Origin of the sequence: Amycolatopsis sp. NBC_01488 (assembly GCF_036227105.1) — a bacterium.
Lineage (GTDB): Bacteria > Actinomycetota > Actinomycetes > Mycobacteriales > Pseudonocardiaceae > Amycolatopsis.
The window spans coordinates 3,386,208-3,407,390 of the sequence record NZ_CP109434.1 but is presented as its reverse complement, the minus strand read 5'-3'; the positions used below and the strand labels follow the sequence as shown (position 1 = coordinate 3,407,390).

Here is a 21,183-nt window from a genome sequence, read left to right as displayed (position 1 = left end):
ACACATCCGGGGAAAGCAAGCTGACGCCGGGGAGGCCGCGTGGAGTTTCGGATGCTCGGCCCGCTGGAGGCGTGGCACGACGGCGCCCCGGTGCCGCTGGGCGACCAGCAGCAGCGGTTCGTCCTCGTCGTGCTGCTCCTGAACGCGAACAAGCCGGTGTCGAGCGCCCGCCTCGCCGAGATCGTCTGGACCGGCCGGGAAACCAAACCCACCCTGGTGCGCAGCTACGTCAAGCGGTTGCGCGACGTCGGCGTGGGCATCGAGACGACGCCGACCGGCTATCTCCTGCGGGTCGGCGAGGACCAGCTCGACACCGTCCGGTTCGAGCGGCTGCGCGCCGAAGCAGGCCGGACCGACGACCCGCGCCGGAAGATCGAGCTGCTGCGGGAGGCCGTCGGGCTGTGGCGCGGGCGGTTCCTCGAGGACATCGACATCGACCGCGTCGGCGGCCCCGAGGTCGGGTTCCCGGAGGAGAGCCTGCCCGACGCCGTCGGAGACCTCGCCGAATGGGAACTGGACACCGGCGACCACCGCTCGGCGCGCGACCGGCTGCGGCCGCTCGTCCGGTCCGACCCGGCCAGTCAGAAGTACGCGGAACTCCTCATGCGCGCCCTGATCGCGGGCGGCGACCGGGTCGGCGCGCTGCGCGTCTTCCACGGCACCCGCGACGCTCTCGCCGGGCTGCGCATGGAGCCGGGTCCCGTGCTGCGCAACCTCGCCGCGCGCGCCGAACACGGCGAACCGCCCAGCTCACTGCCGTCGCGGCCCGGCGGGTTCACCGGCCGCGCCGCCGAGCTCGCCGCCCTCGAGACGGCCGCCGCGGCCGGGCGCCGCGCGGTCTGGGTGAGCGGCGCGCCCGGCGTCGGCAAGACCGGCCTGGCCGTCGAGTCGGCGCACCGGCTGCGCGACCGCTTCCCCGACGGCCAGCTCCTCGCCCGGCTGAACGGGTTCACCCCCGGCGTGGCCCAGACCAGCGTCGGCGACGCGCTCACCGAGCTGCTGGTCGAACTCGGCGTGCCGGCCGAGCAGATCCCGGCCACCGTGGGCCGGAAGGTCACGCTCTACCAGACGACGTTGTGGGGCACCCGCACGCTCGTCGTGCTGGACAACGCCGCGTCGCCGGAGCAGATCCGGCCATTGCTGCCCGAGGCCGACGGCTGCCTGGCCATCGTCACCAGCCGGCGGATGGGCGACGCGGACACCGGCGAGCACATCCGGCTTTCCCCGCTGCCGCCCCAGGAATCGGCCGAACTGTTCCACGCGCTGGCCGACCCGCCGCGGGTACGCGGGCGCGCGGCCGAGGTCGCGCTGGTCGTCAAGCGGTGCGGGTTCCTGCCGATGCCGATCCGGGTCGCCGCCGCGCTGTTCCGGCGGCACGACCGGTGGCCGCTGGAGCACCTGCTCCACCTGCTCGAAGAGAACGGCCCCTGGGGCGAAGAGGACGGCATCGCCGCCGTCCGGGTGTCCTACCAGCAGCTCGGCGAGCCACAGCGCGCCATGTTCCGGCTGCTCGGCAGCCTGCCCGGGCCGGACGTCGACGTCGTGGGCGGCGCCGCGCTCGCCGGCTGCGGCGTCGCCGAGGCCCGGCTGCTGCTCGACGACCTGCACGAGGTCAGCCTGCTGGAGGAAGCCGCGCCGGAGCGGTACCAGATGCTGGACCCGCTCAAGGAGTTCGCCGCCGACGCGCCGGCGCCAGAGCCGGCTCTGGTGCGGCTGCTCGACTTCTACCTCGTCACGCTGGCGGCCGCGGTCGGCGCCGCGTACCCGTTCGACCGGGCGCAGCTGCCCGCGTCCGACCGGACCTGCCCGGTGACGCCGGACTTCGCCGACGCCGGCGCCGGGCTGCGGTGGATCGCCGCCGAGCGCGACAACCTCGTGGCCGCGATCCGGTACGCCGCCCGGCACGAGCTGCCCGAGCACACGTGGCGGCTGGCCGTGCTGCTGTGGCGCTACTTCAACACGACGAACCAGTTCGAGGACTGGATCGGCACCCTCGACCTGGCCTGGGAGACCGTCTCGGCGGATCCGGGCAACGACTACGGCCAGGCGCACGTCCTGCTGCGGCTGGCCACGGCGCACGACCGGCGCGGGCAACTTTCGGAGGCGCTGGAGCTGGCTGCCCAGGCGCTCCCGAAATGGCGTCGCCTCGGCGATCCGCGCGGCGAAGCGGCGACGCTGTGCGCGCTCGCGATCCCGACGATGGAGCTGGGCAAGCACGAGCAGGCGATGGCCCACCTCGAGGTCGCGCTGACGAAGTACGAGCAGAGCGAGGACCGACGGGGCGAGGCCCACGCGCTGAGCATGCTCGGCTACCTCAACGAGCTGCACGGCAACCTCGACGTCGCGCTGCGCCAGCACTCGGCGGCGGCGCGGATGCTGCGCGAAGTCGGGCACGTCCAGGGCGTTGCGCACGCGTTGAACAACCTCGGGTCGGTGCAGGAGAACCTCGGCCTGCTCACCGAAGCGCTGGCCAGTTACACGGAGGCGCACGCGCACGCCGCCGAGGTCGGCGACCACTGCGTCGAGGCCTACGCGCTGAACAACATCGGCAACGTGCACCGGCAGCAGAGCCGGTTCCCGCAGGCGGTGCGCTACCACGACAAGGCGCGCGAGGTGGCGGCGAACGTGCCCGACGCCGACCTGCGCACGCAGCTGTACCTCGACCGCGGGGCGACCGCGCTCGCCCGGGGAGCCCGGCGAGACGCGCTCACGGCGTGCGAAGCGGCTTTGGACCTGGCTGACGGCAGCGGAAATCGCGCCTACCAGGCCCGCGCCCATCGCGGTGTCGCGGAAACGCTGCACGCGATGGGCGAGCACGAACGGGCCGTCACGCATTGGGTTTCCGCCGAGAACGAATTCGACGCGCTCGATTTGCCGGAAGCCGGAGAAGTGCGCGACGAACGTGCGGCGATGGTTTGCGCCTGCGCTTCGGGGTGACGCGTTCCCGGGCCGGCCGGGGCACGGCCGGCCCGGTGCACGTCAACCGTGCCAGGGGTTGCCGTCGGTCCCCGCCGGCGGCGGGGTGCTGCTCGACGGCGGGGTGCTGCCGCCACCGTCCGCGGATGCCGTGGTGGAACCGATGATCGGCGCCGCGGCGATGATGCAGAGCGCGAGCACGGGTCCCCCGATTTTGGCCAGCTTCTTGGGCATGGACATGACGAATCCTCCAAGGGAATGGTGGGGTTTTCAGGGATTCCGGAGGATTTCCGGGCCCTGCACCCAGGATTCGTCAGGCGGATAGCACCTTCAAGACGTTTCCTGTTGCCTGCGCGAATAGGAAACAGGAAACGTTTTTGGGAAACGACAAACGCCTTTTGCTCCTCGCCGGCCGCCGTTCCTCGGCCTCGGCTACGGCAACCTCGCCGACAACGCTGTCAGCACCGCCGCCCGGTTGCCGCGCGAAGCTGCCAGTTGAGGTCTTCTCAAACGCCCATCGAGGTGGAAAGCTGCTCACCGACCGCGGATCCGATCCCCGGTCCACTTCTGACAACGTTGTCATCTCCTGGAGGTGCGCCCATGTGGTCGCAGAGCAGACGGTTGGCCGCCACGGTGGCCGCGGGGGTGGTGGTCGTCGGCCTGGCGCCCGCCGTGGCGCAGGCCGCACCGGTGCCGGCCGATCCGGTGAGCCTGGTCAACCCGTTCGTCGGCACGCAGAACTTCGGCAACACGTTCCCCGGCGCGAGCGCGCCCTTCGGCATGGTGCAGGTCAGCCCGGACACCGGCGGTCAGGGCGGCTACGACTACCTGCAGAACGCGATCTACGGCTTCAGCCAGACGCATCTGTCCGGCGTGGGCTGCGGCGTGATGGGCGAGCTGCCGATCATGCCGACCACGGGCGCCGTCGACAACGTTGACAAGAACGCCTACAAGTCCGAGTACAGCCATGACGACGAGCACGCCGAGCCGGGCTACTACCGCGTCGGCCTCAAGAAGTACGGGGTCAACGCGGAGCTGACGGCGACCGCGCGCACCGGCTGGCAGCGCTACACCTTCCCCTCGACCGGGCAGGCGAACGTCCTGTTCAACACCGGTCAGGCCAACCAGTCCGTGAAGGACTCCGAGATCCACGTCGTCGGCGACCGGACCCTCGAAGGCCGCGTCCGCGCCGGCGGGTTCTGCGCCGGGCACGACGAGCACACCGTCTACTTCACCGCCACCTTCGACCGGCCGTTCAGCTCGTTCGGCACCTGGCGCGGCTCGACCCGCACCGACGGCAGCCGCGACGCCGCGGGCACCGGCGGCAACGGCGCCTGGGCGAGCTTCGACGCCACCACCGACCACGACGTCGTCCTCAAGGTCGGCCTGTCCTACACCGGTCTCGACGGCGCGCGGAAGAACCTCGCCGCCGAAACCAAGGACTTCGACTTCGACGCCACGAAGACCGCGCTGCACCAGCAGTGGGTCGACAAGCTGGGCGCGATCAAGATCGGCGGCGGCACGACCGAGCGGCAGACGGCGTTCTACACCGCCCTCTACCACGCGCAGCTGCACCCAAATCTGGCCGGCGACACCGACGGCGCGTACACCGGCTTCGACGGCAAGGTGCACACCGCGAGCGGTTACACGCCGTACCAGAACTTCTCGCTCTGGGACACCTACCGGCCGCAGAACCAGCTGCTCGAAATGCTCGAACCGCAGGTCGCGCGGGACGTCGCGCTGTCGGTCGTGGCCATCGGCCGTGACGGCGGGTGGCTGCCGCGCTGGGCGCTGGCCGGGAGCGAAACCAACATCATGACCGGCGACCCGGTGACGCCGTTCCTCGTCGAAGCGTGGTCGAAGGGGCTGCTCGCCGGGCACGAAGAAGAGGCGTACGCGCTGCTCAAGAAGAACGCGACGAGCACGCCGCCCGCCGATTCGCCGTACAACGGGCGCTCCGGCGTCAACTACTACAACGACCGCGGCTACATCCCGAGCGGGCTGACCCTCGGCACCGACTGCGCGGCCAAGGGCGGCGACAACGACTGCGAGCACCCGGCGTCGGCGACCATGGAGTACTCGGCGGCCGACGCGGCGCTGGCGTTGATGGCTCGCGGGCTCGGCCACCAGGGCGACGCGAAGATGTTCGCCGACCGCGGCCAGTGGTACCGCAACCTGTGGGACTCCTCGACGCAGGCGTTCCGCCCGCGCACCACCGAGGGCACCTTCCTCACGCCGTACAACCCGGTCGACGCCGACCACCAGTTCCACGAAGGCGGCGCGTACCAGTACCAGTGGCTCGTGCCGCAGGACCCGGCCGGGCTCGTCTCGCTGATGGGCGGCAAGCCCGCGACGGAGAAGCGGCTCGACTCGTTCTTCGCCTACGGCAATCTCTTGAAGGATCCGGCGGGCACTGCGCGCAACGACTGGATCGCCAGCCCGTACGACTACTACGGCAAGCCGACGTACAACCCGAACAACGAGCCCGACCTGCTCGCGCCGTACATGTACAACTGGGTCGGCGCGCCGGCGAAGACCGCGACCGTCGTCCGCGCGGCGATGACGCTGTTCACCACCGGCCCGGACGGCATGACCGGCAACGACGACCTCGGCACCATGTCCGCGTGGTACGTCTTCTCGTCGCTCGGGCTGTACCCGACGATGAGCGGCGCGAACTTCCTCGCGCTGTCGAGCCCGCAGTTCGAGTCGGCCACTGTCCGCATCGGACAGTACGGTCGTTCACAGGGCGGCACGTTGACCGTCGACGCACCGGGGGCGAGCGACACGAACCGGTACGTCCAGAGCGTGTCGCTCAACGGACGGGACGTCCGGCAGACGTCGCTCGACTGGTCTGCCCTGGCGCACGGCGGCGTCTTGAACCACAAGCTCGGGTCGAAGCCGTCTTCGTGGGGTGTCGGCAGCGAACCGCCGTCGGTGAACAACGCCGCCGGCGACTCGCGGCGGCACGTCGACGCGTCGCTGCGGCAGACGTCCGTCGTGATCCCGTCGGGCTCGGCGCAGCAGGTGCACCTCGACCTGGACGTCCTCGCGCAGAACCCGGCGCTGCAGCCGGTGACCGTTTCGGTGACCGCGCCGTCCGGGTGGAAGACCAAGGTCGCGCCGATCGACCTGATCTGGTCGGGACGGCTGCCGGTGCAGAAGACGCTGCCGATCACCGTGACGGTGCCGGCCGGGACCGCGCTCGGGACGTACCCGGTGCAGGTCAAGGTGTCCGGGCTGGGCGCGAACAGCGTCACGCGCTCGGCGACGGTCGAGGTCCGGACGCCGTCGGCGTGCGTCTCGCCGGGTAGTTCGTGCGCGGTCGACCTCGGCCGCGACCTGAACCACGACGGCACGGCGACGGTGGCGGCGTCTTCGGAGGGCAACTTCGACGGCGGCGGCTGGAGCTACGACGCCTCGCTGTTGCCCCCGGCGGGCCCCGTGACCTGGGACGGCGTCACGTACGCGGCTCCGGACCCCTCGGGCACGGCGGCGAACTTCGTCGAGGCGCGGGGTCAGTCGCTGCTGCTGCCGACGGGTCAGCACAGCGCGTTGCGGCTCGTCGGGTCGTCCCACAACGGGCCGGTGTCGACGACGCTGACCGCGCACTACACGGACGGCACCAGCGCCGACCTCGCCGTGACGTTCGCGGACTGGGCAGGCGCGGGTGCATCGGTGGTGCTGGACATGCCGCACCGCATCAAGGCGGGCAGCGGCGTCGACGGCCCGCCGGTGCGCCTGTTCGGCATCCAGGCAACGCTGGACGGCGGCAAGACGCTGCAGTCGGTGAGCCTGCCGAACGACCCGCGGGTCCAGATCTACGCGCTCACCCTGACCTGACCCGGTCGTGAGTGAGAAACAGTGTTCCAACCCTGTTTCTCACTCACGACCGGCCGCGGCGGAGTCGAACCGCTCCACCAGGTCGGGGAAGCCGAACACGGTGATCCGCGCGATGCCGCCCTTCCCCGGGGTCAGCACGGCGATGCCGAACGGCTCGCCGCGGTACCAGGCCGCCGCCGCGGGCTGGCCGTTCGCGCGGGTCGGCGTCATGTGCCACTCGCCCGGCGCGCCGAGGAAGTGGCGGACGAACGCGACGCACGTCCGCTTCCCGGCGAACCACGAGCGCGACGGCACCGGCTCGATCACCGCGTCGTCGCGCAGGACGCTCTCCAGGGCCGCCAGGTCCGAGTTCATGAACGCGCTCATGTAGCGGTCGAGGAGTTCGAGCTGCTCGGGCTCGGTGGGCGGGTCGACGTCCGGGGCGTCGTGGAGGGTCGCGCGGGCGCGCTGGAGGGTGCTCTTCACCGCCGCGACCGTGGTGCCGAGCATCTCCGCGACCTCGGCCGCCGGGAACGCCAGCACCTCCCGCAGGATCAGCACCGCGCGCTGACGCGGCGGGAGCAGCTGCAGGCCGGCGACCAGGGCCAGCCGGACGCCGTCGCGGGCCACGGCGATCTCCGCCGGGTCGTCCGACTCGGACGTGATCAACGCGTCCGGGATCGGCCGCAGCCAGAGGTCGGCCGGGTCGGGCGGGGCCTGCGGGGCGTCCGGGTCGGCCGTCGGCGCGCCCAGCCCGGACGGCAGCGGCCGCCGTCCCCGCTGCTCCAGCGCGGTGAGGCAGGCGTTCGTCGCGATCCGGTAGAGCCACGAGCGGACGGACGCGCGATGCTCGAAGCGGTCGTACGCCCGCCACGCGCGCAGGTACGTCTCCTGCACGACGTCCTCGGCCTCGTCGGGCGTGCCGAGCATGCGGTAGCAGTGGGCCAGCAGTTCACGGCGGTACGTCTCGAAATCCACGGTCACCCTCCTTCGACCGGCGCGGACGGCGAAAGGAATCGGTCAGGCCCGGACTTCGGGTGACTGCGGTGGGCGGTCGAGCCGGCGGAACTCGACCCACTGGCGGCTGGCGTCGGCCCACGTCACCTGGTGGCGGTCGAAGAACTCCTGCAGCCGGTCGCGGCTCAGCTCCGCGGCAGGGGTCGCGACGATGTAGTAGTCGAGTTCGTCGCGGAGCCGGTTGAAGCGGTATCGCGTTTCCTCCATCAGCACCCACCGGGCACGCCAGCTGAAGAAGGTCTCGAGCCCGCCGAGCACCGTGACCAGCGCGACCATCGGCAGCGCGATCGACGCGCGGGCCGGGATCTCCTGGATGCCGAGCACCACCGTCGAGGCCGCGGTCAGCACGAGCGCGGCGATGCGCACGACCGACGCGTTGCGCCGGAAGATCCGCTTGCGGCTGTCGGCCCAGTCCATGTCGGCCGAGACCAGGTCGCGGAACCCGAGGAGCTGGTCGCGCAGTGGGCGGTCCGGGTCCCGCCCGGCGACTTCGAGGAACCCGCGTTCGGAATCGAGAGGGGACGCCATCGCGTCAGGTTCTCGGACCCCACCGCCCCGCGGCAAGCGTCAGGCGACGATGCGCGGCTCCGACGCCAGTCTCGACAGCGCCTGCGTCAGCCGCCGCGCTGCCACGTCCCACTCCTCCAGTGCGCTGCCGCGGCCGAGCGCCGCCGTTCGCAACGATCGGCGCAGCTCCGGGTCGGCGTACCAGCGGTGCAGGGCGTCGGCCAGTGCGAACGGGTCGTTCGGCTCGACGAGCAGGCCCGGCATCTCGCCGTCCGCGTCGACGCCGAGGGCGTCGTACACCCCACCGACCTCGGTGGCCAGTACCGGGATGCCGCGGGCCAGCGCCTGGGCGACGAACATGCCGGACGTCGCCGCGCGCGCCGGGATGACCAGCAGGTCGGCCGCGTTGTAGGCGGCGCCCAGGTCCACCGCGTCGCCCGCGAGCGTGATGCGACCGCCCAGGCCGAGCCGCTCGATCGACCAGCCCAGCTCGTCGACGTACCCCGGGTCCCCGCCCAGCGAACCGGCCATGACGCACGACAGCGCCAGGTGGTCGACCTCGCCGAGGGCCTGGACCAGCAGGTCCTGGCCGTTGCGGCGGGTGACGTCGCCGACGCACAGCAGCCGGGAGACGCCGTCGGCCCCGGCGGCGAGCGGCGCCGCGTCGGTGCCGGGCTTGGCCACGTGGACGCGGCCCGGGTCGAGGTCGTGGCGGTCGATCAGCAGCCGGGCGAGCCACGGGCTGGTCGCGACGACCATCCCGGCCATCCGCAGCGTCTCGCGCTCGCACGCGTCCAGCTCCGCCGCGTGCGCCGGGTCGAGGCCCGGCTCGTCGGCGAGGGCCTGGTGCACCAGCACGGCCAGCCGCAGCCGCCGCGCGTGCGGGACGACGATCTCGGGCACGCCCGACGCGATCACGCCGTCGAGCAGCACCACCGTCCGGTCCGGCAACGCGGCCAAGGATCTGGCCAGGCGACGCCGAGCCGTCGCGTCCGGCTCCGGCCAGCCGCCGGTCATCGGCAGCTCCAGCACCGGCTGGCCGACGGCGGGCAGGTTCTGGCACATGCGCTTGTCGTACGTGTCGCTCCCCGGCGGCGCGGCCGGGAGGATGAACACCATCGGGTCGGCGGGCCTCATCGCGAGCGCCGGAGCAGAGCGGTGGGACAGGACACGGCTACCTCCAGCGCGGTCGACGACGATGACGGCTCATCTGTCACACGCGGCCGGGAGCGAGACGGTTCAGCTCTGCGAATCAATCATCCAGACACCGCCGGACTGGACCAGGCTGAAGGTGTTCGTGTCGGTCTCGGTGCCGCCACCCTTCGTCACGTAGGTGACGTGGGCGGTCACCTGGCCGGAACCGTTGTCCGCGACGTTCGAGACGCTGACCCGGCTGTACTTGCTCCAGAACGCCTCGTAGGTCGCGAGGGTCTGGTGCTTGGACGCCTTGAAGTGATCCGTCAGCAGGTTCCACGCCTGCGGCAGGTTGTTCGGCAGCAGCGCGTAATACGCGGAGAGAGCCTGGCCCGCGGTCTTCGTCGACGACACCGGCGAGACCGGCGGCGACGTGGGCGACGCCGTGGTCGGCGGGGTCTGCGACGGCGCGGGCGAGGACGACGCCGTGGTCGACGGGGTCACGGACGCCGGGGCCGGCGGCTGCGACGTGGCCGGCGGAGCGGCGTTGTTCTGCGGTGGCTGCTGGCGCACGACCAGCAGGATCGCGACGACGACCGCGACGCACAGCAGCGCCGCGCCCGCGCCGACGGCGATCAGGCCCTTGCGCGCACCCGGCGTCACGGCGGCGACCTCGCCGGCCGGCGGCACGGCGACCGTCGCCGGCACAGTCGGCACCGCCGCGGGCTCGGCCTCCGGCACCGTCGCCGCGAGCACCGACTCGCCCGGCTCCGCGTCCGGCAGCAGGGCCCGCAGCTCCTGCTCGACCTCGTCCATCGACGGCCGCTCGGCCGGGTCGGTCGCGAGCATCCGCAGCAGCAGCGGGGTCAGCCGCTCCGCTTTGGCAGGCGGCTCGATCTCGCCGCTGGAGGCCCGGTAGAGCAAGGCGATCGGGTTGTCGGCCGTGCCGTACGGCGGCTGGCCCTCGACGGCGGCGTACAGCGTGGCGCCGAGCGAGAAGACGTCGGCGGCGAAGTCCGCGTCCTCCCCGCGGGCCACCTCGGGCGCGAGGAACGCGGGCGTGCCGGCGATCTCGCCGGTGGCCGTCAGCTTGACGTCACCGATCGCGCGGGAGATGCCGAAGTCGGTGATCTTCGCTGTGCCGTCCTCGGACACCAGGATGTTGGCCGGCTTGACGTCGCGGTGCACGATCCCGGCGCGGTGCGCGCCGGCCAGCGCGGAGCTGATCTGCGCGCCGACGCGGATGGCGTCGTCGACCGAGACCGGCTCCTCGCGGACCAGGACGGCGAAGCTCTTCGACGGCAGGTACTCCATGATCAACCACGGCCGGTCCTCCTCCTCGAGGACGGCGAACACCGTGATCGCGTGGGAATGCTGCAGCCGGGCGGCGATCCGTGCCTCGCGCATCGCGCGGTTCTTCGCCTCTTCGGTGCGGTGCTCGTCGTGGTCGTGCGGCAGCAGGAGTTCCTTGATCGCCACGGTGCGGCCGAGCATTTCGTCCTGGGCCCGCCACACCGTGCCCATCGCGCCGCCGCCGATCGGCTCGAGCAGCCGGTACCGATCGCGGATCCGGCGACTTTCCACGAGCATCCACCATTCTTGACAAAGTGTGCCGACGAGATCCGGCCAGCATGCCAGTATCGTCCGCCGGCCGGTACCAACGTAACCGAAAACCTTGGACGGACAGTGCAATCGGGCACTGTGGCGCTGCCCACCGGGTACCCGGAATCCTAACGAACAACCCCGTACGCCCGATCAAGTGCGTCCACGATCTCCTTGCGCAGCCCGGTACCGACGGCGATCGTCGACGACGAACCGACCGTGTGCTCGCTGCCGTCGCGGTCCACGACGGCCCCGCCGGCCTCGCGCACGAGCAGCACGCCGGCCATGGTGTCCCACGGGTTGTTGGACAGGATCAGTGCGGCGTCGAGCTTTCCGTCCGCCACCCAGGCGAGGTCGATCGCCGCGGTGCCGAGCATCCGGATCTTCTGCGCCCGCGCGCCGAGGTCCGAAAGCAGCCGCAGGCGCGCCGCGTTCTTCTCTTCGGCCAGCCGGCCGATCGCGAAGTCGCCGACGGCGATCATGGCGTCCGACATCTCCGTCGCGGGCGAAGCGCCGACACGCTCTCCGTTCGCGAACGCACCTTCGCCACGCGACGCCGTGTACGTGACGCCGAGGTACGGCAGGGTGATCGCGGCGACCGTGCTGTGCTCGCCGTCCACCAGCGCCAGGGAAATACCGCAGAGCGGAATCCCGCGGGCGAAGTTGGCGGTGCCGTCGATCGGGTCGAGCGCCCACCAGCGGCCGCCGCCGTCCCCGCTGCGGCCGCGCTCCTCGCCGAGGACGCCGATCTCCGGCGTCTCGGCCGTGAGGAACTCCCGCAGCGCGTCCTCGACCGCCGTGTCGACGTCGGTCACCAGGTCGCGATCACCTTTCGCGGAAACGGAAAAAGCCGGGCGCGACCGGACGATCTCGGTCGCCTTCGCCACGGCTTCGCGCGCGACGTCGAGTAGTGCGGCATGCTCGCTCATGAGTCCAACCTAGTGAAGGGACGTGCTCATGACCGACCTGTTCCCGCTCGCGACGACGGCCGACGAGCAGCGGCGGGGCGCGGAGGTCGCGGTGCTGCCGGTCGGCAGCTTCGAGCAGCACGGCGCCCACCTGCCCCTGGCGACCGACACGGTCATCGCGGCGACGCTCGCGAAGGCCGTCGCCGCGGCGTACCCCGTGCTCCACCTGCCGCCGATCACCATTTCGTGCTCCCACGAGCACGCGGCGTGGCGCGGCACGGTGAGCATCTCGGCCCGCACGCTGCACGCCGTGGTCACCGACGTCGCCGCGTCGCTGCGCGCGTCCGGCGTCGAGCGGCTGGTGCTGGTCAACGGGCACGGCGGCAACTACGTACTGTCCAATGTGGTCCAGGAGGCCGCCGGCGCGATGGCGCTGTTCCCCGGCGTGCCGGACTGGCAGGCCGCGCACACCGCGGCCGGGCTGCGGACGTCGCTGGACGACGACATGCACGCGGGCGAACTGGAGACGTCGATCCTGCTGCACGCGCACCCGCACCTGGTCCGGCCGGGCCACGAGACGGCCGACCACGTCACCGACCGGGACCACCTGCTGACGCTGGGCCTGCGGGCGTACACGGAGTCGGGGGTGGTCGGCCGTCCGTCGCTGGCGACCGCGGCGAAGGGGCACGTCGTGCTGGACACGCTGGTCCAGCGCTTCGCCGGCGTCCTCGATGCGCTAGGCGCCTGAGAACGCCTGGTCCAGGTGCGGCAGCAGGTGGGCCATCCGCTCGGCCTTCGTCCGCAGGTACCGCAGGCTCTCCGGGTTCGGCGGAACCAGCAGCGGAACCTGCTCGCTGATCCGGATTCCGTAGCGCGTGAGCTGTTCCACCTTCTGAGGGTTGTTCGACAGCAGCCGCACCGAGCGGATGCCGAGGTCGGTCAGGATGCCCGCCGCCGCGTGGTAGTCGCGGGCGTCGACCGGCAGGCCCTGCGCCACGTTCGCGTCGACCGTGTCGAGGCCCTCGTCCTGCTGCAGCCGCATCGCCTCGAGCTTCGCGAGCAGGCCGATCCCGCGGCCCTCGTGGCCCTGGACGTAGACGAGCACGCCCGAGCCCTCCTCGACGATCCGGTCCAGCGCCACCGCCAGCTGGTCGCCGCACTCGCAGTGCGTCGAGCCGAAGACGTCGCCGGTCAGGCATTCGCTGTGCACCCGGACCAGCGCGCCGAGCGGGGCGACGTCGCCGTGGACCAGCGCGACCTGCTCGGTGCCGGTGCGGTCGAGGTAGCCGACCGCGCGGAACGTCCCGTGCCGGGTCGGCAGCCGGGTTTCGACGACCCGCTCGACCACGGCCCGGCGCGGCAGATCCCCGACGACATCGCTTGCGGTCATGACTTCAACCCCACTTCCGATTCGATCCCGGTGTCGGCCGCGGTGCGCGGAGCAGGCACGACGCCGGTGTGCGGAGCGCGGGTCACGCGGAACCCGGCGACGCTCCGGACGAGCAGGACACCGGCGCCGGGCAGGCTCGCGACGAGCGTGAGCACCCCGTAGACGACGGCGACGGTGACACCTTGGGCGGCGCCCAGGCCGGCCGCGCCGAAGAGCAGGGCGCAGACGCCTTCGCGCGGGCCGAAGCCGCCGACGTTGAGCGGGAGGCCCATCGCGAGCAGCGCGAGGACCATCAGCGGCACGAGCTGCCCGACCGGCGCGTCAACCCCGGCGACGCGGGCGGCGACGACGAACAGGGCCAGGTGCCCGGCCAGCGTCGCGACCGACAGGAAGCCGACGCCGGGCCAGGTCTCGCGGGTGAACAGGCCGAGCCGCAGGTCGGCGAGGGTGACGGCGAAGCCGCGGCGGACCTTCGACGGGCTGTGGATCCAGCGCCCGCCGAACAGCCGGCCGGCGACGATCGCGGCGACGGCGGCCAGCACGACGACCACCCCGGTCACCGTCACGACCTCGCGGAACGCCCCGGGCACGATGTCCGGTGACACCAGCACGACGGCGACCGCGGACGCGATCAGCACCAGCTGCCCGGCGGTGCGCTCCAGGACGACGGCGCGCACGCCACGCGGGACGTCGCCCGAGTCGCGGCCGTGCTGCACCGCGCGGTGGACGTCGCCGAGGACGCCCGCGGGCAGCACGCCGTTGAGGAACAACGCGCGGTAGTAGTCGGCGACCGCGGTCCGCAGCGAAAGCCGCAGGCCGAGCCGGGTGGCGACGATCTGCCAGCGGCCCGCGCTGAACAGCGTCGTCGCGAAGCCGATGACCAGGGCGGCCAGCACGCCGGGCACGCTGATCCGGCCGAGGCCGGCGAGGAAGGCGGCGCTGCCGAGCTGCCAGACGAGGACGCCGAGGATGGCGAACGCGCCGAGGATCCGCAGCCACGCCAGTGCGCGCTTCACGCCGCAGCCTCCATGCTCGGCGGCAGGACCAGCAGGTCGCCGTGGTGGATCACGGCGTGCAGCTCGCCGGCCCGGGCCATTTCCAGCCGGCGCTGCAGGTAGACGTCGGCGACCGGGCGCAGCTCCGGCAGTTGCTCGACCGCGGCGCCGACCCAGCCCTCGAGCCACCGCGCCTGCAGTTCGGCCTGGTCAGGACCGAGCCGCCAGGCGCTGTGGCCGCGGACGACCGTGGCGCCGAGCCTGCCGAACGCCGTCGCCGCGACGTCAACCGCGTTCGGGCCGAGCAGCCGCCTGCCGCCGGTGAGCCGGCGCTGGTGGGCGTTGAACGCGGCGGCGATGGCCGAGTCGAGCGGGTCGGCGGGCGACAGCTCGACCACGCCGGTGACCGAAAGCATCAGCAGCGCCGCGCAGCCCGCTTCGGCGATCGCCGTGGCCAGCGTCGTGACCTCGTCCCTGGTCAGCAGGTCGAGCAGCGCGGACGCGGTGACCAGCGACGTCCCGGCGAGGTCCGCGGCCCGCAGCGCGGTGACGTCGCGCTGCTCGGCGACGACGTCGACCGGGCTGCCGTCCAGCGCGGTGGCCGGCAGGGACGCCTTGGCGCGGGTCAGCAGCTCGGTGTCGTGGTCGTGCAGGATCCAGTGCTGGGTGCCGGGCAGGCGCGCGGCCAGCCAGCGGCCGAGCGAGCCGGTGCCGCAGCCGAGGTCGCGGATGACGACGTCTTCGCCTTCCGGCAGGTGGGCGCGCAGCGGTTCGAGGAGCTCGGCCGCGCGGGCCGCGGCGTCGGCGGGCTCCCGCAGGTACAGCCAGTCCGGTGCGAACGCGGTCATGCCGCCGCCTCCTGCCGCTGCAGGACGTCGGCGATCCGGCGGGCCGTGTCGTCCCAGCCGGTCAAGGTCTCGCGGCGCAGCTTCGCCGAGGCGCGCAGCCGCGTCCGCAGCTCGGGCTCGGTGAGCCAGCGGCGCAGGGCGGCGCCGAGCGCTTCGACGTCGTCGCCGGGCACGAGCATTCCCGGGACCGAGCCGTCCGGCGCGACGCCGACGGTGTCGGGCAGCGCGTCGACGTCGGTGGTCAGCACCGGCACGCCGCGCGCGAGGGCTTCGGTGACGACCATGCCGTAGGTCTCGGCGCGCGAAGGCAGCACCAGCAGGTCGGCGGTGTGGTAAGTCGCGGCCAGCGCGGCGCCGGTGCGCGGGCCGGTGAGGGTGAAGCGGGCGCCGAGCCGGTGCTCGCGCAGCCGTTCGACGTACTTCGTCTCGCGCCGGATCCCGCCGACGCACTCGCACGTCCAGCGCAGGTCGGCGACGGTTTCCAAGGCCTGCGCGAGCACGCCTTGGCCCTTGCGCGGGGTCACGTTGGCCACGCAGACCAGCCGGGACATGCCGTCGGTGCCGATGGCCGGGGGCGCCGGGTCGACGCCCGGCGGTACGGCGTGCACGCGGTGCGAGGCGAGGCCGTGGTGCTCGACCAGCCGGCGCGCGGCCCACTCGCTGGTCGCGACGACCGAGCTCGCGGCCTGCAGCGTGTCGCGCTCGAGCGCGTCGAGTTCGGCGGCCAGCGCGGGCGGCAGGCCCGTCTCGTCGGCCAGCGGCAGGTGCACCAGCACCGAGAGCGACAGCCGGCGCGCCTGCGGGACGACGACTTCGGGCACGCCACAGGCGACCAGGCCGTCGAGCAGCACCGCCGAGCCGGTGGGCAGGGCGGACAGCAGGTGGCCGAGGACCGCGCGGGCTTCGGTGTCCGGGCGCGGCCAGGTGCCGGAGACGGCGATCTCGTGGACCTCGAACCCGGCCTCGACCAGGCGATCGCACATCCGCCGGTCGTAGGTGTTGCCGCCGCTCGGGACCGACGCGTCGTCGATGTCCCCGGGCAGCACGACGTAGAGGGAGTTCACAGGGCACGCTCGTAACTCGCCCACGCGACGTGCGATTCCTTCAGCGAGACGGCGATGCCTTCGAGGCCGCGCGCGCCTTCGCCGAGTCGTCCGGCGTGGACGGCGTCGGCGAGGCGGTCGGCGATGACCTTCGCGAGGTACTCGGTGGACGTGTTGATGCCCTTGAACACCGGCTCGTCGTCGAGGTTGCGGTAGTTCAGGTCGCTCAGCACCGCCCCGAGCTCTTCCGTGGCCTTGCCGATGTCCACGACGATGTTGTCCTCGTCGAGCTCGGCGCGGCGGAAGGTCGCATCCACCACGAAGGTCGCGCCGTGCAGGCGTTGCGCGGGTCCGAAGACTTCCCCGCGGAAGCTGTGGGCGACCATCACGTGGTCACGGACGGTGATGCTGAACACCAAGACCTCCGATGCGTTCGGGTGGACGTGGTCACTGCGGCTGATACATGACACGGAGGCAGAGGGCGGAAAGTTCATTCGCGGTGAGCCTGGGTAGCACGTTCGGAAGATCTTCAAACCTGCACTCACCACTGACCAGCGCTTCGAACGCCGGATCGGCCAGCAGCTCGAGGGCGAGACCGAGCCGCTGGGCGTAGTCGCGGTCGGGCCGCGCGACCGTCCCGACCTGGCTGCTGCGGATCGTCAGACGCCGCGAATGGAAGTTCTCGCCGAGCGGCACACGCACCCGGCGGTCCCCGTACCAGGACAGCTCGACGACCTCGCCTTCCGGCGCGAGCAGCTCCAGCGCCCTGGCGAGGCCCGCTTCGCTGGCGCTCGCGTGCACGACCAGGTCACAGTCGCCGTTTGCGGCTTCGGGGGTCGAGAAGTCGACGCCGAGGGCTTCGGCGATCTCGGCGCGTGACGGGTCGACGTCGATCAGCTGGACGCGGGTGGCCGGGAAGCCCTGGAGCAGCTTCGCGACACTGCAGCCGACCATGCCCGCGCCGATCACGGCGATCCGGTCGCCGAGCTTCGGTTTCGCGTCCCAGATGGCGTTGACCGCGGTCTCGACGGTGCCGGCGAGGATCGCGCGGCCAGGCGGGACGGCGTCCGGCACCGGCGTCACGGCGCTCGCGGGGACGACGTACGCGGTCTGGTGCGGGTAGAGGCAGAAGACCGTCCGGCCCGTGAGCGCGTCCGGCCCCTCCTCGACGACGCCGACGCTGAGGTAGCCGTACTTGACCGGCCCGGGGAACTCGCCGTCCTGGAAGGGCGCCCGCATGACGTCGTGCTGGCTGACCGGGACGCCCCCGCGGAAGACGAGGGTTTCGGTGCCGCGGGAGACGCCGGAGCAGAGCGTCCGGACGAGGACGTCACCCTCGCCGGGGGTGGGCAAGGTCACCGGCCGGAGCGCGCCTTCGCCGGGACTTTGAACCCAGAAAGCCTGTTCCACGTGTTCTCCTCTGCAGGCGACCGGAGGCTGGTGTCGCCGCCACCCTATGAGCAGCCGTGCCGATTCGCGGAGTAAACGATGATCAAGAACGGACTTCTCCTACGCTCGGCGGTCCCGCTGTGGGCACTCGCCGCGGGGGCTGGTTCCCTGTCCCCGCTCGCCTGGGCCACGGGAGCCGTCTACGGGCTAGCGCTGGTGCTGCTGACGGGCTGGGGCCTGCGGCAGAGCGGCCGCGGGAAGTTCGGCCCGGCGGACTGGATCACGTTCGCCCGTGCGGTACTGGTGGGCGGCGTGGCCGAGCTCGTCGCCGACGGCGGTAGTCCGCTCTGGTGGCTGGTCGGGCTGGCCGCGGTGGCTCTGGCGATGGACGGCTTCGACGGCCAGGTCGCCCGCCGCACGGGCACGGCGTCCGAGTTCGGCGCGCGGTTCGACATGGAGGTCGACGCCTTCCTGATCCTCCTGCTGTGCATCCAGGTGTCCCGGACGCTGGGGCTGTGGGTGCTCGCGATCGGCTTGATGCGCTACGCGTTCGTCGCGGCTTCGTGGGCGTTGCCCTGGTTGACGGCGCCGCTGTACCCGAGCATGGCGCGGAAGACGGTGGCCGCGGTGCAGGGCGTGGTGCTGGTGGTGGCGGTTTCCGGGTTGCTGCCGTCGGCGGTTTCGTTCGGTTTCGTGGTGGCGGCGCTGGCGTCGCTGGTCTGGTCGTTCGGCCGGGACACGGGGTGGCTCGCCCGGCACCGCGTCGAGAAGACGCCGGGCCGGATCGTGGAGCTGACCCGCGCGACGCTGCGCCGTCCGCACGGCCCGGCCTGGCGCGGCCACGACCAGGCGGCTTAGCCCGACTCGCGGGCCGCACGGGCTCGGCGTTTGCCCTCGTGCATCGCCACCACCCGGGCGATCGGGATCGTGTGCCCCTCCGCCACCAGGTCCGCCGGCAGCACGAACGGCTCCGGCATCTCCGCGGTCCACGCGTCCTCGCCGTCGCCGAGCAGACCCGGAGCGGTGTGCACTGTGAAGTCGCCCGGCTTGACGCCGTCCAGGTCGGCCCAGCGGACCGGGAACGACACCGGCGCGCCCGGCCGGTGACGCGGGCTGTAGACCGACACCACCGTCGCGCCGCCCGCCCGCGTCGAATCCAGGAACACCTTGCCCTCGCGACGGTCCTTGACGAACTCCGTCGTCCCCAGTGACGGGTCGATGCGCTCGGCGCGCGCCGCGACCGCCCGCGTGGCCGCCGCGATGTCCTCCGTCGACTGGCCCGGCGCCAGCGGCACGAAGACGTGGACGCCCTTGGACCCGCTGGTCTTCACGGCGCCGTCGAGCCCGTCGTTGCGCAGCGCTTCGCGCACCAGTCCGGCGGCGCCGATGGCCAGCGAAAACGGCCCGTCGGCGGGCGGGTCGAGGTCGAGGATCAGATGGGTCGGCCCGTGCGACGGGTCGCCGCGGTACAGCGACGTGTGGAACTCGATCGCGCGCTGGTTGCCGAACCAGATCAGCGTGCGGAGGTCGTTGCACAGCGCGTAGGAGACGTCCCGCTTGGACGTCTCGGCCCACACGGACACCCGCTCAACCCAGTCCGGCGTGTACTTCGGCAGGTTCTTCTGCATGAACGGGCCCTGCCCGCGCAGCACCCGCAGCACGGTCAGCAGCCGGTCGCGCAGTTCGGGGAGCATCCGGTCGGCGACGGCTTCCAGGTAGTCCAGCCACTCCCGCTTGGTCGCACCCGCACCGGGAAAGACCTCCTGGTCGAGACTGCTCAGCTTGACGCCGTGCCTGACCTCGTCGCCGCTCATCGGCCCACCTTCGCGCCCCCACGCGAAGCGGTCAACTCTCAGAAGGGCAGCTGTGCCGACCCGACACTGTAACCGGGGTGCGTCAGACCAGCGGACGCCCGGTGCGGAGCCGGCGGCGCAGGTCCCAGAGGCAGAGGTTGTACGGGAACCGCCGCAGCGGGCCGGGCAGCACGCGCGTCACCCGGCCGATGGCCGCGAGGAGCGTCTCGAAGCGGCGCTGGTCGGCAGCCGTCCAGGGCAGGCGCATCTCGTCGCGGAAGTGCTGCGGGAGGAAGCCGGTCGTGACGAACCGGTTGAACCGCCGGCCGAGCGCGGCCATCGGCGGCGGGAGGAAGCGCAGGTCGACGACGTCGGTGAGATAGCGGCGGACGGTGTCGTCGATGCCGACCTCGGCGAGCCCCGCGGTCCAGTACCTCTCGAACGCCTCGCGGTCCGCCGGCCACATCTCGGGTCGCACCTGCAGCGTGGTGCCGAGCGCCGCGGCCTCGCGGTAGAAGTGCGTCGGCTCGCCGCCGGCGAAGGCGAGGTAGACGTCTTCGAAGCCCTTGTAGAGGCAGGCCGCGACCCACAGCTGAAGGTCGGTGTCGAAGGCGTTGTAGGCGACGGGACTCCCGGCCCTCGAATGCACCTGGGCGTGCGCCGCGTTGACGCCGCGCCGGTAGGCGGCCCGCTCGGCGTCGGTCCCCATCGTCGCGACGGCGAGGTAGGTGAGCGTGGTCCGCGTGCGCTTCATGGGGTGGCGGAAGAGGTTGCCGGTGTCGACCTTGCTCTCGAGCACGCCGTAGCCGACGGGCGCGCGAGAAAGCTGCATGATCACGTTCGCGCTACCGGCGAGCAGCCCCGCGCCGATGACGGCGTCCTGAAGAGCGGTTTCGGTCACGCTCTTCAGGGAACGACACTGTTGACGATGTGTCAAGAGCGGTAGTTCGCCCGGGCGAACGCGATCAGCGCCCGCGCTGCCGGGCTGAGCGGGCCGTCGGTGCGCCACGCCAGCGCCAGCACTCCCCGCAACCCCGGCCCGGCGATCGTGATGACTCGCAGCTCCGCCTCGTGGTAGCGGCCCAGCGACTCCGGCACCACCGCCACTCCGAGCCCCCGCGTCGCGAGCTGCACGAGGACGTTCGGGTCCGCCGCCTCGAACGCGATCCGCGGTGTCAGTCCCTCGCGTGCGAACGCGGCGTCCAGCGCCGTACGCAGGCCCGTGCCCTTCGGCAACGCCATCAGCGGCAGGCCGGCCAGCTCGTCGATCGCGACCTCCGCGCGGTCGGCCAGGAAACCCGCCGACACCGCCACGAACGGCTCGTCGATCAGCACCTGCGTCGCGATGCCGGGTGGCGGATCCGTCGAGAGGCCGACCACCGCCAGGTCGAGCCGCCCCTCGCGCAGGGCCGTCAGCATCCTGTCCGAATTGGCCTCGGACAGCGTGATCTCGACCGCCGGGTAGCGCTCGTGGAAGCGGGCGAGCAGGTCCGGCAGCTTCACCGGGCCCGCCGACGTCACCGCGCCGATCGCGACCTGGCCGCGGACCAGCCCGGCCAGCTCGTCGACGGCTTCGCGCACGCCCCTCACCGCCGCGAGCGCCGCCCGCGCGTGGGGCAGCGCGGCGGCGCCGACGTCGGTGAGCCGGACCATCCGGCCCGACCGGTCCAGCAGCTGCTGCCCCAGCTCGCGCTCCAGCCGCCGGACCTGCGCGCTCACGCCGGGCTGGGCAACGTGCAGCCGTTCCGCCGCGCGCGTGAAGTTGCCTTCCTCGGCGACTGCGACGAAGTACGTGAGCTGGTGCAGTTCCATAAGCAGTGAT

19 protein-coding genes are annotated in these 21,183 nt (G+C 72.3%); 4 read left to right on the top strand and 15 right to left on the bottom strand.

The genetic code is table 11. From position 1 onward, the window contains the following. Positions 1-39 precede the first annotated feature (39 nt). Positions 40-2,937: an AfsR/SARP family transcriptional regulator gene (locus OG738_RS16560; RefSeq protein WP_329054934.1), complete on the top strand. Its 2,898-nt coding sequence runs from the start codon at positions 40-42 to the stop codon at positions 2,935-2,937. A 42-nt stretch (positions 2,938-2,979) separates the two neighbouring features. On the opposite strand, the gene OG738_RS16555 is transcribed toward OG738_RS16560, so the two are convergent. After that, a complete protein-coding gene (locus tag OG738_RS16555; protein ID WP_329054933.1) occupies positions 2,980-3,156 on the bottom strand; it encodes a hypothetical protein in 177 nt (58 codons plus the stop codon). Positions 3,157-3,516: 360 nt separating this feature from the next. Between OG738_RS16555 and OG738_RS16550 the strand changes: the two genes are divergently transcribed. Then, positions 3,517-6,756: a GH92 family glycosyl hydrolase gene (locus tag OG738_RS16550; RefSeq protein WP_329054930.1), complete on the top strand. Its 3,240-nt coding sequence runs from the start codon at positions 3,517-3,519 to the stop codon at positions 6,754-6,756. Between the two features lie 39 nt (positions 6,757-6,795). Here the strand turns inward: OG738_RS16550 and OG738_RS16545 are convergent, their stop codons facing one another. From OG738_RS16545 to OG738_RS16525, 5 genes are all read right to left on the bottom strand, one after another. Next, complete coding sequence (locus OG738_RS16545; protein ID WP_329054929.1) at positions 6,796-7,719, bottom strand: RNA polymerase subunit sigma-70; 924 nt, start codon at positions 7,717-7,719, stop codon at positions 6,796-6,798. Positions 7,720-7,755: 36 nt separating this feature from the next. Then, positions 7,756-8,280, bottom strand: coding sequence for an SLATT domain-containing protein (locus OG738_RS16540; RefSeq protein WP_329054928.1), 525 nt, complete (start codon positions 8,278-8,280; stop codon positions 7,756-7,758). 39 nt (positions 8,281-8,319) lie between these two features. Continuing rightward, positions 8,320-9,459, bottom strand: coding sequence for a glycosyltransferase (locus tag OG738_RS16535; protein WP_442875942.1), 1,140 nt, complete (start codon positions 9,457-9,459; stop codon positions 8,320-8,322). A 39-nt stretch (positions 9,460-9,498) separates the two neighbouring features. Continuing rightward, the gene (locus tag OG738_RS16530; RefSeq protein WP_329054927.1) at positions 9,499-10,983 is read right to left on the bottom strand and encodes a serine/threonine-protein kinase; all 1,485 of its coding nucleotides are present in this window, start codon (positions 10,981-10,983) and stop codon (positions 9,499-9,501) included. Between the two features lie 140 nt (positions 10,984-11,123). Further along, positions 11,124-11,924, bottom strand: a complete 801-nt coding sequence (locus tag OG738_RS16525) for an inositol monophosphatase family protein (RefSeq protein WP_329054925.1) — start codon at positions 11,922-11,924, stop codon at positions 11,124-11,126. 28 nt (positions 11,925-11,952) lie between these two features. On the opposite strand from OG738_RS16525, the gene OG738_RS16520 reads away from it, so the two are divergent. Next, positions 11,953-12,651, top strand: coding sequence for a creatininase family protein (locus OG738_RS16520; protein ID WP_329054924.1), 699 nt, complete (start codon positions 11,953-11,955; stop codon positions 12,649-12,651). Here the strand turns inward: OG738_RS16520 and ribA are convergent. The 6 genes from ribA to OG738_RS16490 are packed head-to-tail and all read right to left on the bottom strand — an operon-like array spanning position 12,640 to position 17,589. Further along, positions 12,640-13,293, bottom strand: coding sequence for a GTP cyclohydrolase II (gene ribA / locus OG738_RS16515; RefSeq protein WP_329054923.1), 654 nt, complete (start codon positions 13,291-13,293; stop codon positions 12,640-12,642). The genes OG738_RS16520 and ribA overlap by 12 nt on opposite strands. After that, positions 13,290-14,309 (bottom strand): lysylphosphatidylglycerol synthase transmembrane domain-containing protein, encoded by a 1,020-nt coding sequence (locus tag OG738_RS16510; RefSeq protein ID WP_329054922.1) that lies wholly within the window; start codon positions 14,307-14,309, stop codon positions 13,290-13,292. The genes ribA and OG738_RS16510 overlap by 4 nt, the downstream gene beginning before the upstream one ends. Then, positions 14,306-15,136, bottom strand: a complete 831-nt coding sequence (locus OG738_RS16505; RefSeq protein ID WP_329054921.1) for a class I SAM-dependent methyltransferase — start codon at positions 15,134-15,136, stop codon at positions 14,306-14,308. Before OG738_RS16505 ends, OG738_RS16510 begins: the two co-directional genes overlap by 4 nt. Beyond that, positions 15,133-16,200, bottom strand: coding sequence for a glycosyltransferase family 4 protein (locus OG738_RS16500; RefSeq protein WP_329054920.1), 1,068 nt, complete (start codon positions 16,198-16,200; stop codon positions 15,133-15,135). Before OG738_RS16500 ends, OG738_RS16505 begins: the two co-directional genes overlap by 4 nt. Continuing rightward, complete coding sequence (locus OG738_RS16495; protein WP_257920749.1) at positions 16,197-16,595, bottom strand: 6-pyruvoyl trahydropterin synthase family protein; 399 nt, start codon at positions 16,593-16,595, stop codon at positions 16,197-16,199. Before OG738_RS16495 ends, OG738_RS16500 begins: the two co-directional genes overlap by 4 nt. 31 nt (positions 16,596-16,626) lie before the next feature. Then, entirely contained in the window at positions 16,627-17,589 is a 963-nt protein-coding gene (locus OG738_RS16490) for a zinc-dependent alcohol dehydrogenase (protein WP_329054915.1), read from the bottom strand. A gap of 78 nt (positions 17,590-17,667) precedes the next feature. Between OG738_RS16490 and OG738_RS16485 the strand changes: the two genes are divergently transcribed. Continuing rightward, complete coding sequence (locus OG738_RS16485) at positions 17,668-18,426, top strand: CDP-alcohol phosphatidyltransferase family protein (protein ID WP_329054913.1); 759 nt, start codon at positions 17,668-17,670, stop codon at positions 18,424-18,426. Here the strand turns inward: OG738_RS16485 and OG738_RS16480 are convergent. From OG738_RS16480 to OG738_RS16470, 3 genes are all read right to left on the bottom strand, one after another. Beyond that, positions 18,423-19,382, bottom strand: a complete 960-nt coding sequence (locus OG738_RS16480) for a DNA polymerase domain-containing protein (protein ID WP_329054912.1) — start codon at positions 19,380-19,382, stop codon at positions 18,423-18,425. The genes OG738_RS16485 and OG738_RS16480 overlap by 4 nt on opposite strands. Positions 19,383-19,464: 82 nt before the next feature. Further along, positions 19,465-20,262 carry an oxygenase MpaB family protein gene (locus tag OG738_RS16475; RefSeq protein ID WP_329054911.1) on the bottom strand — a complete coding sequence of 266 codons (798 nt, stop codon included), beginning with the start codon at positions 20,260-20,262 and terminating at the stop codon, positions 19,465-19,467. A gap of 32 nt (positions 20,263-20,294) precedes the next feature. Beyond that, a complete protein-coding gene (locus OG738_RS16470; RefSeq protein ID WP_329054910.1) occupies positions 20,295-21,173 on the bottom strand; it encodes a LysR family transcriptional regulator in 879 nt (292 codons plus the stop codon). Positions 21,174-21,183 lie beyond the last annotated feature (10 nt).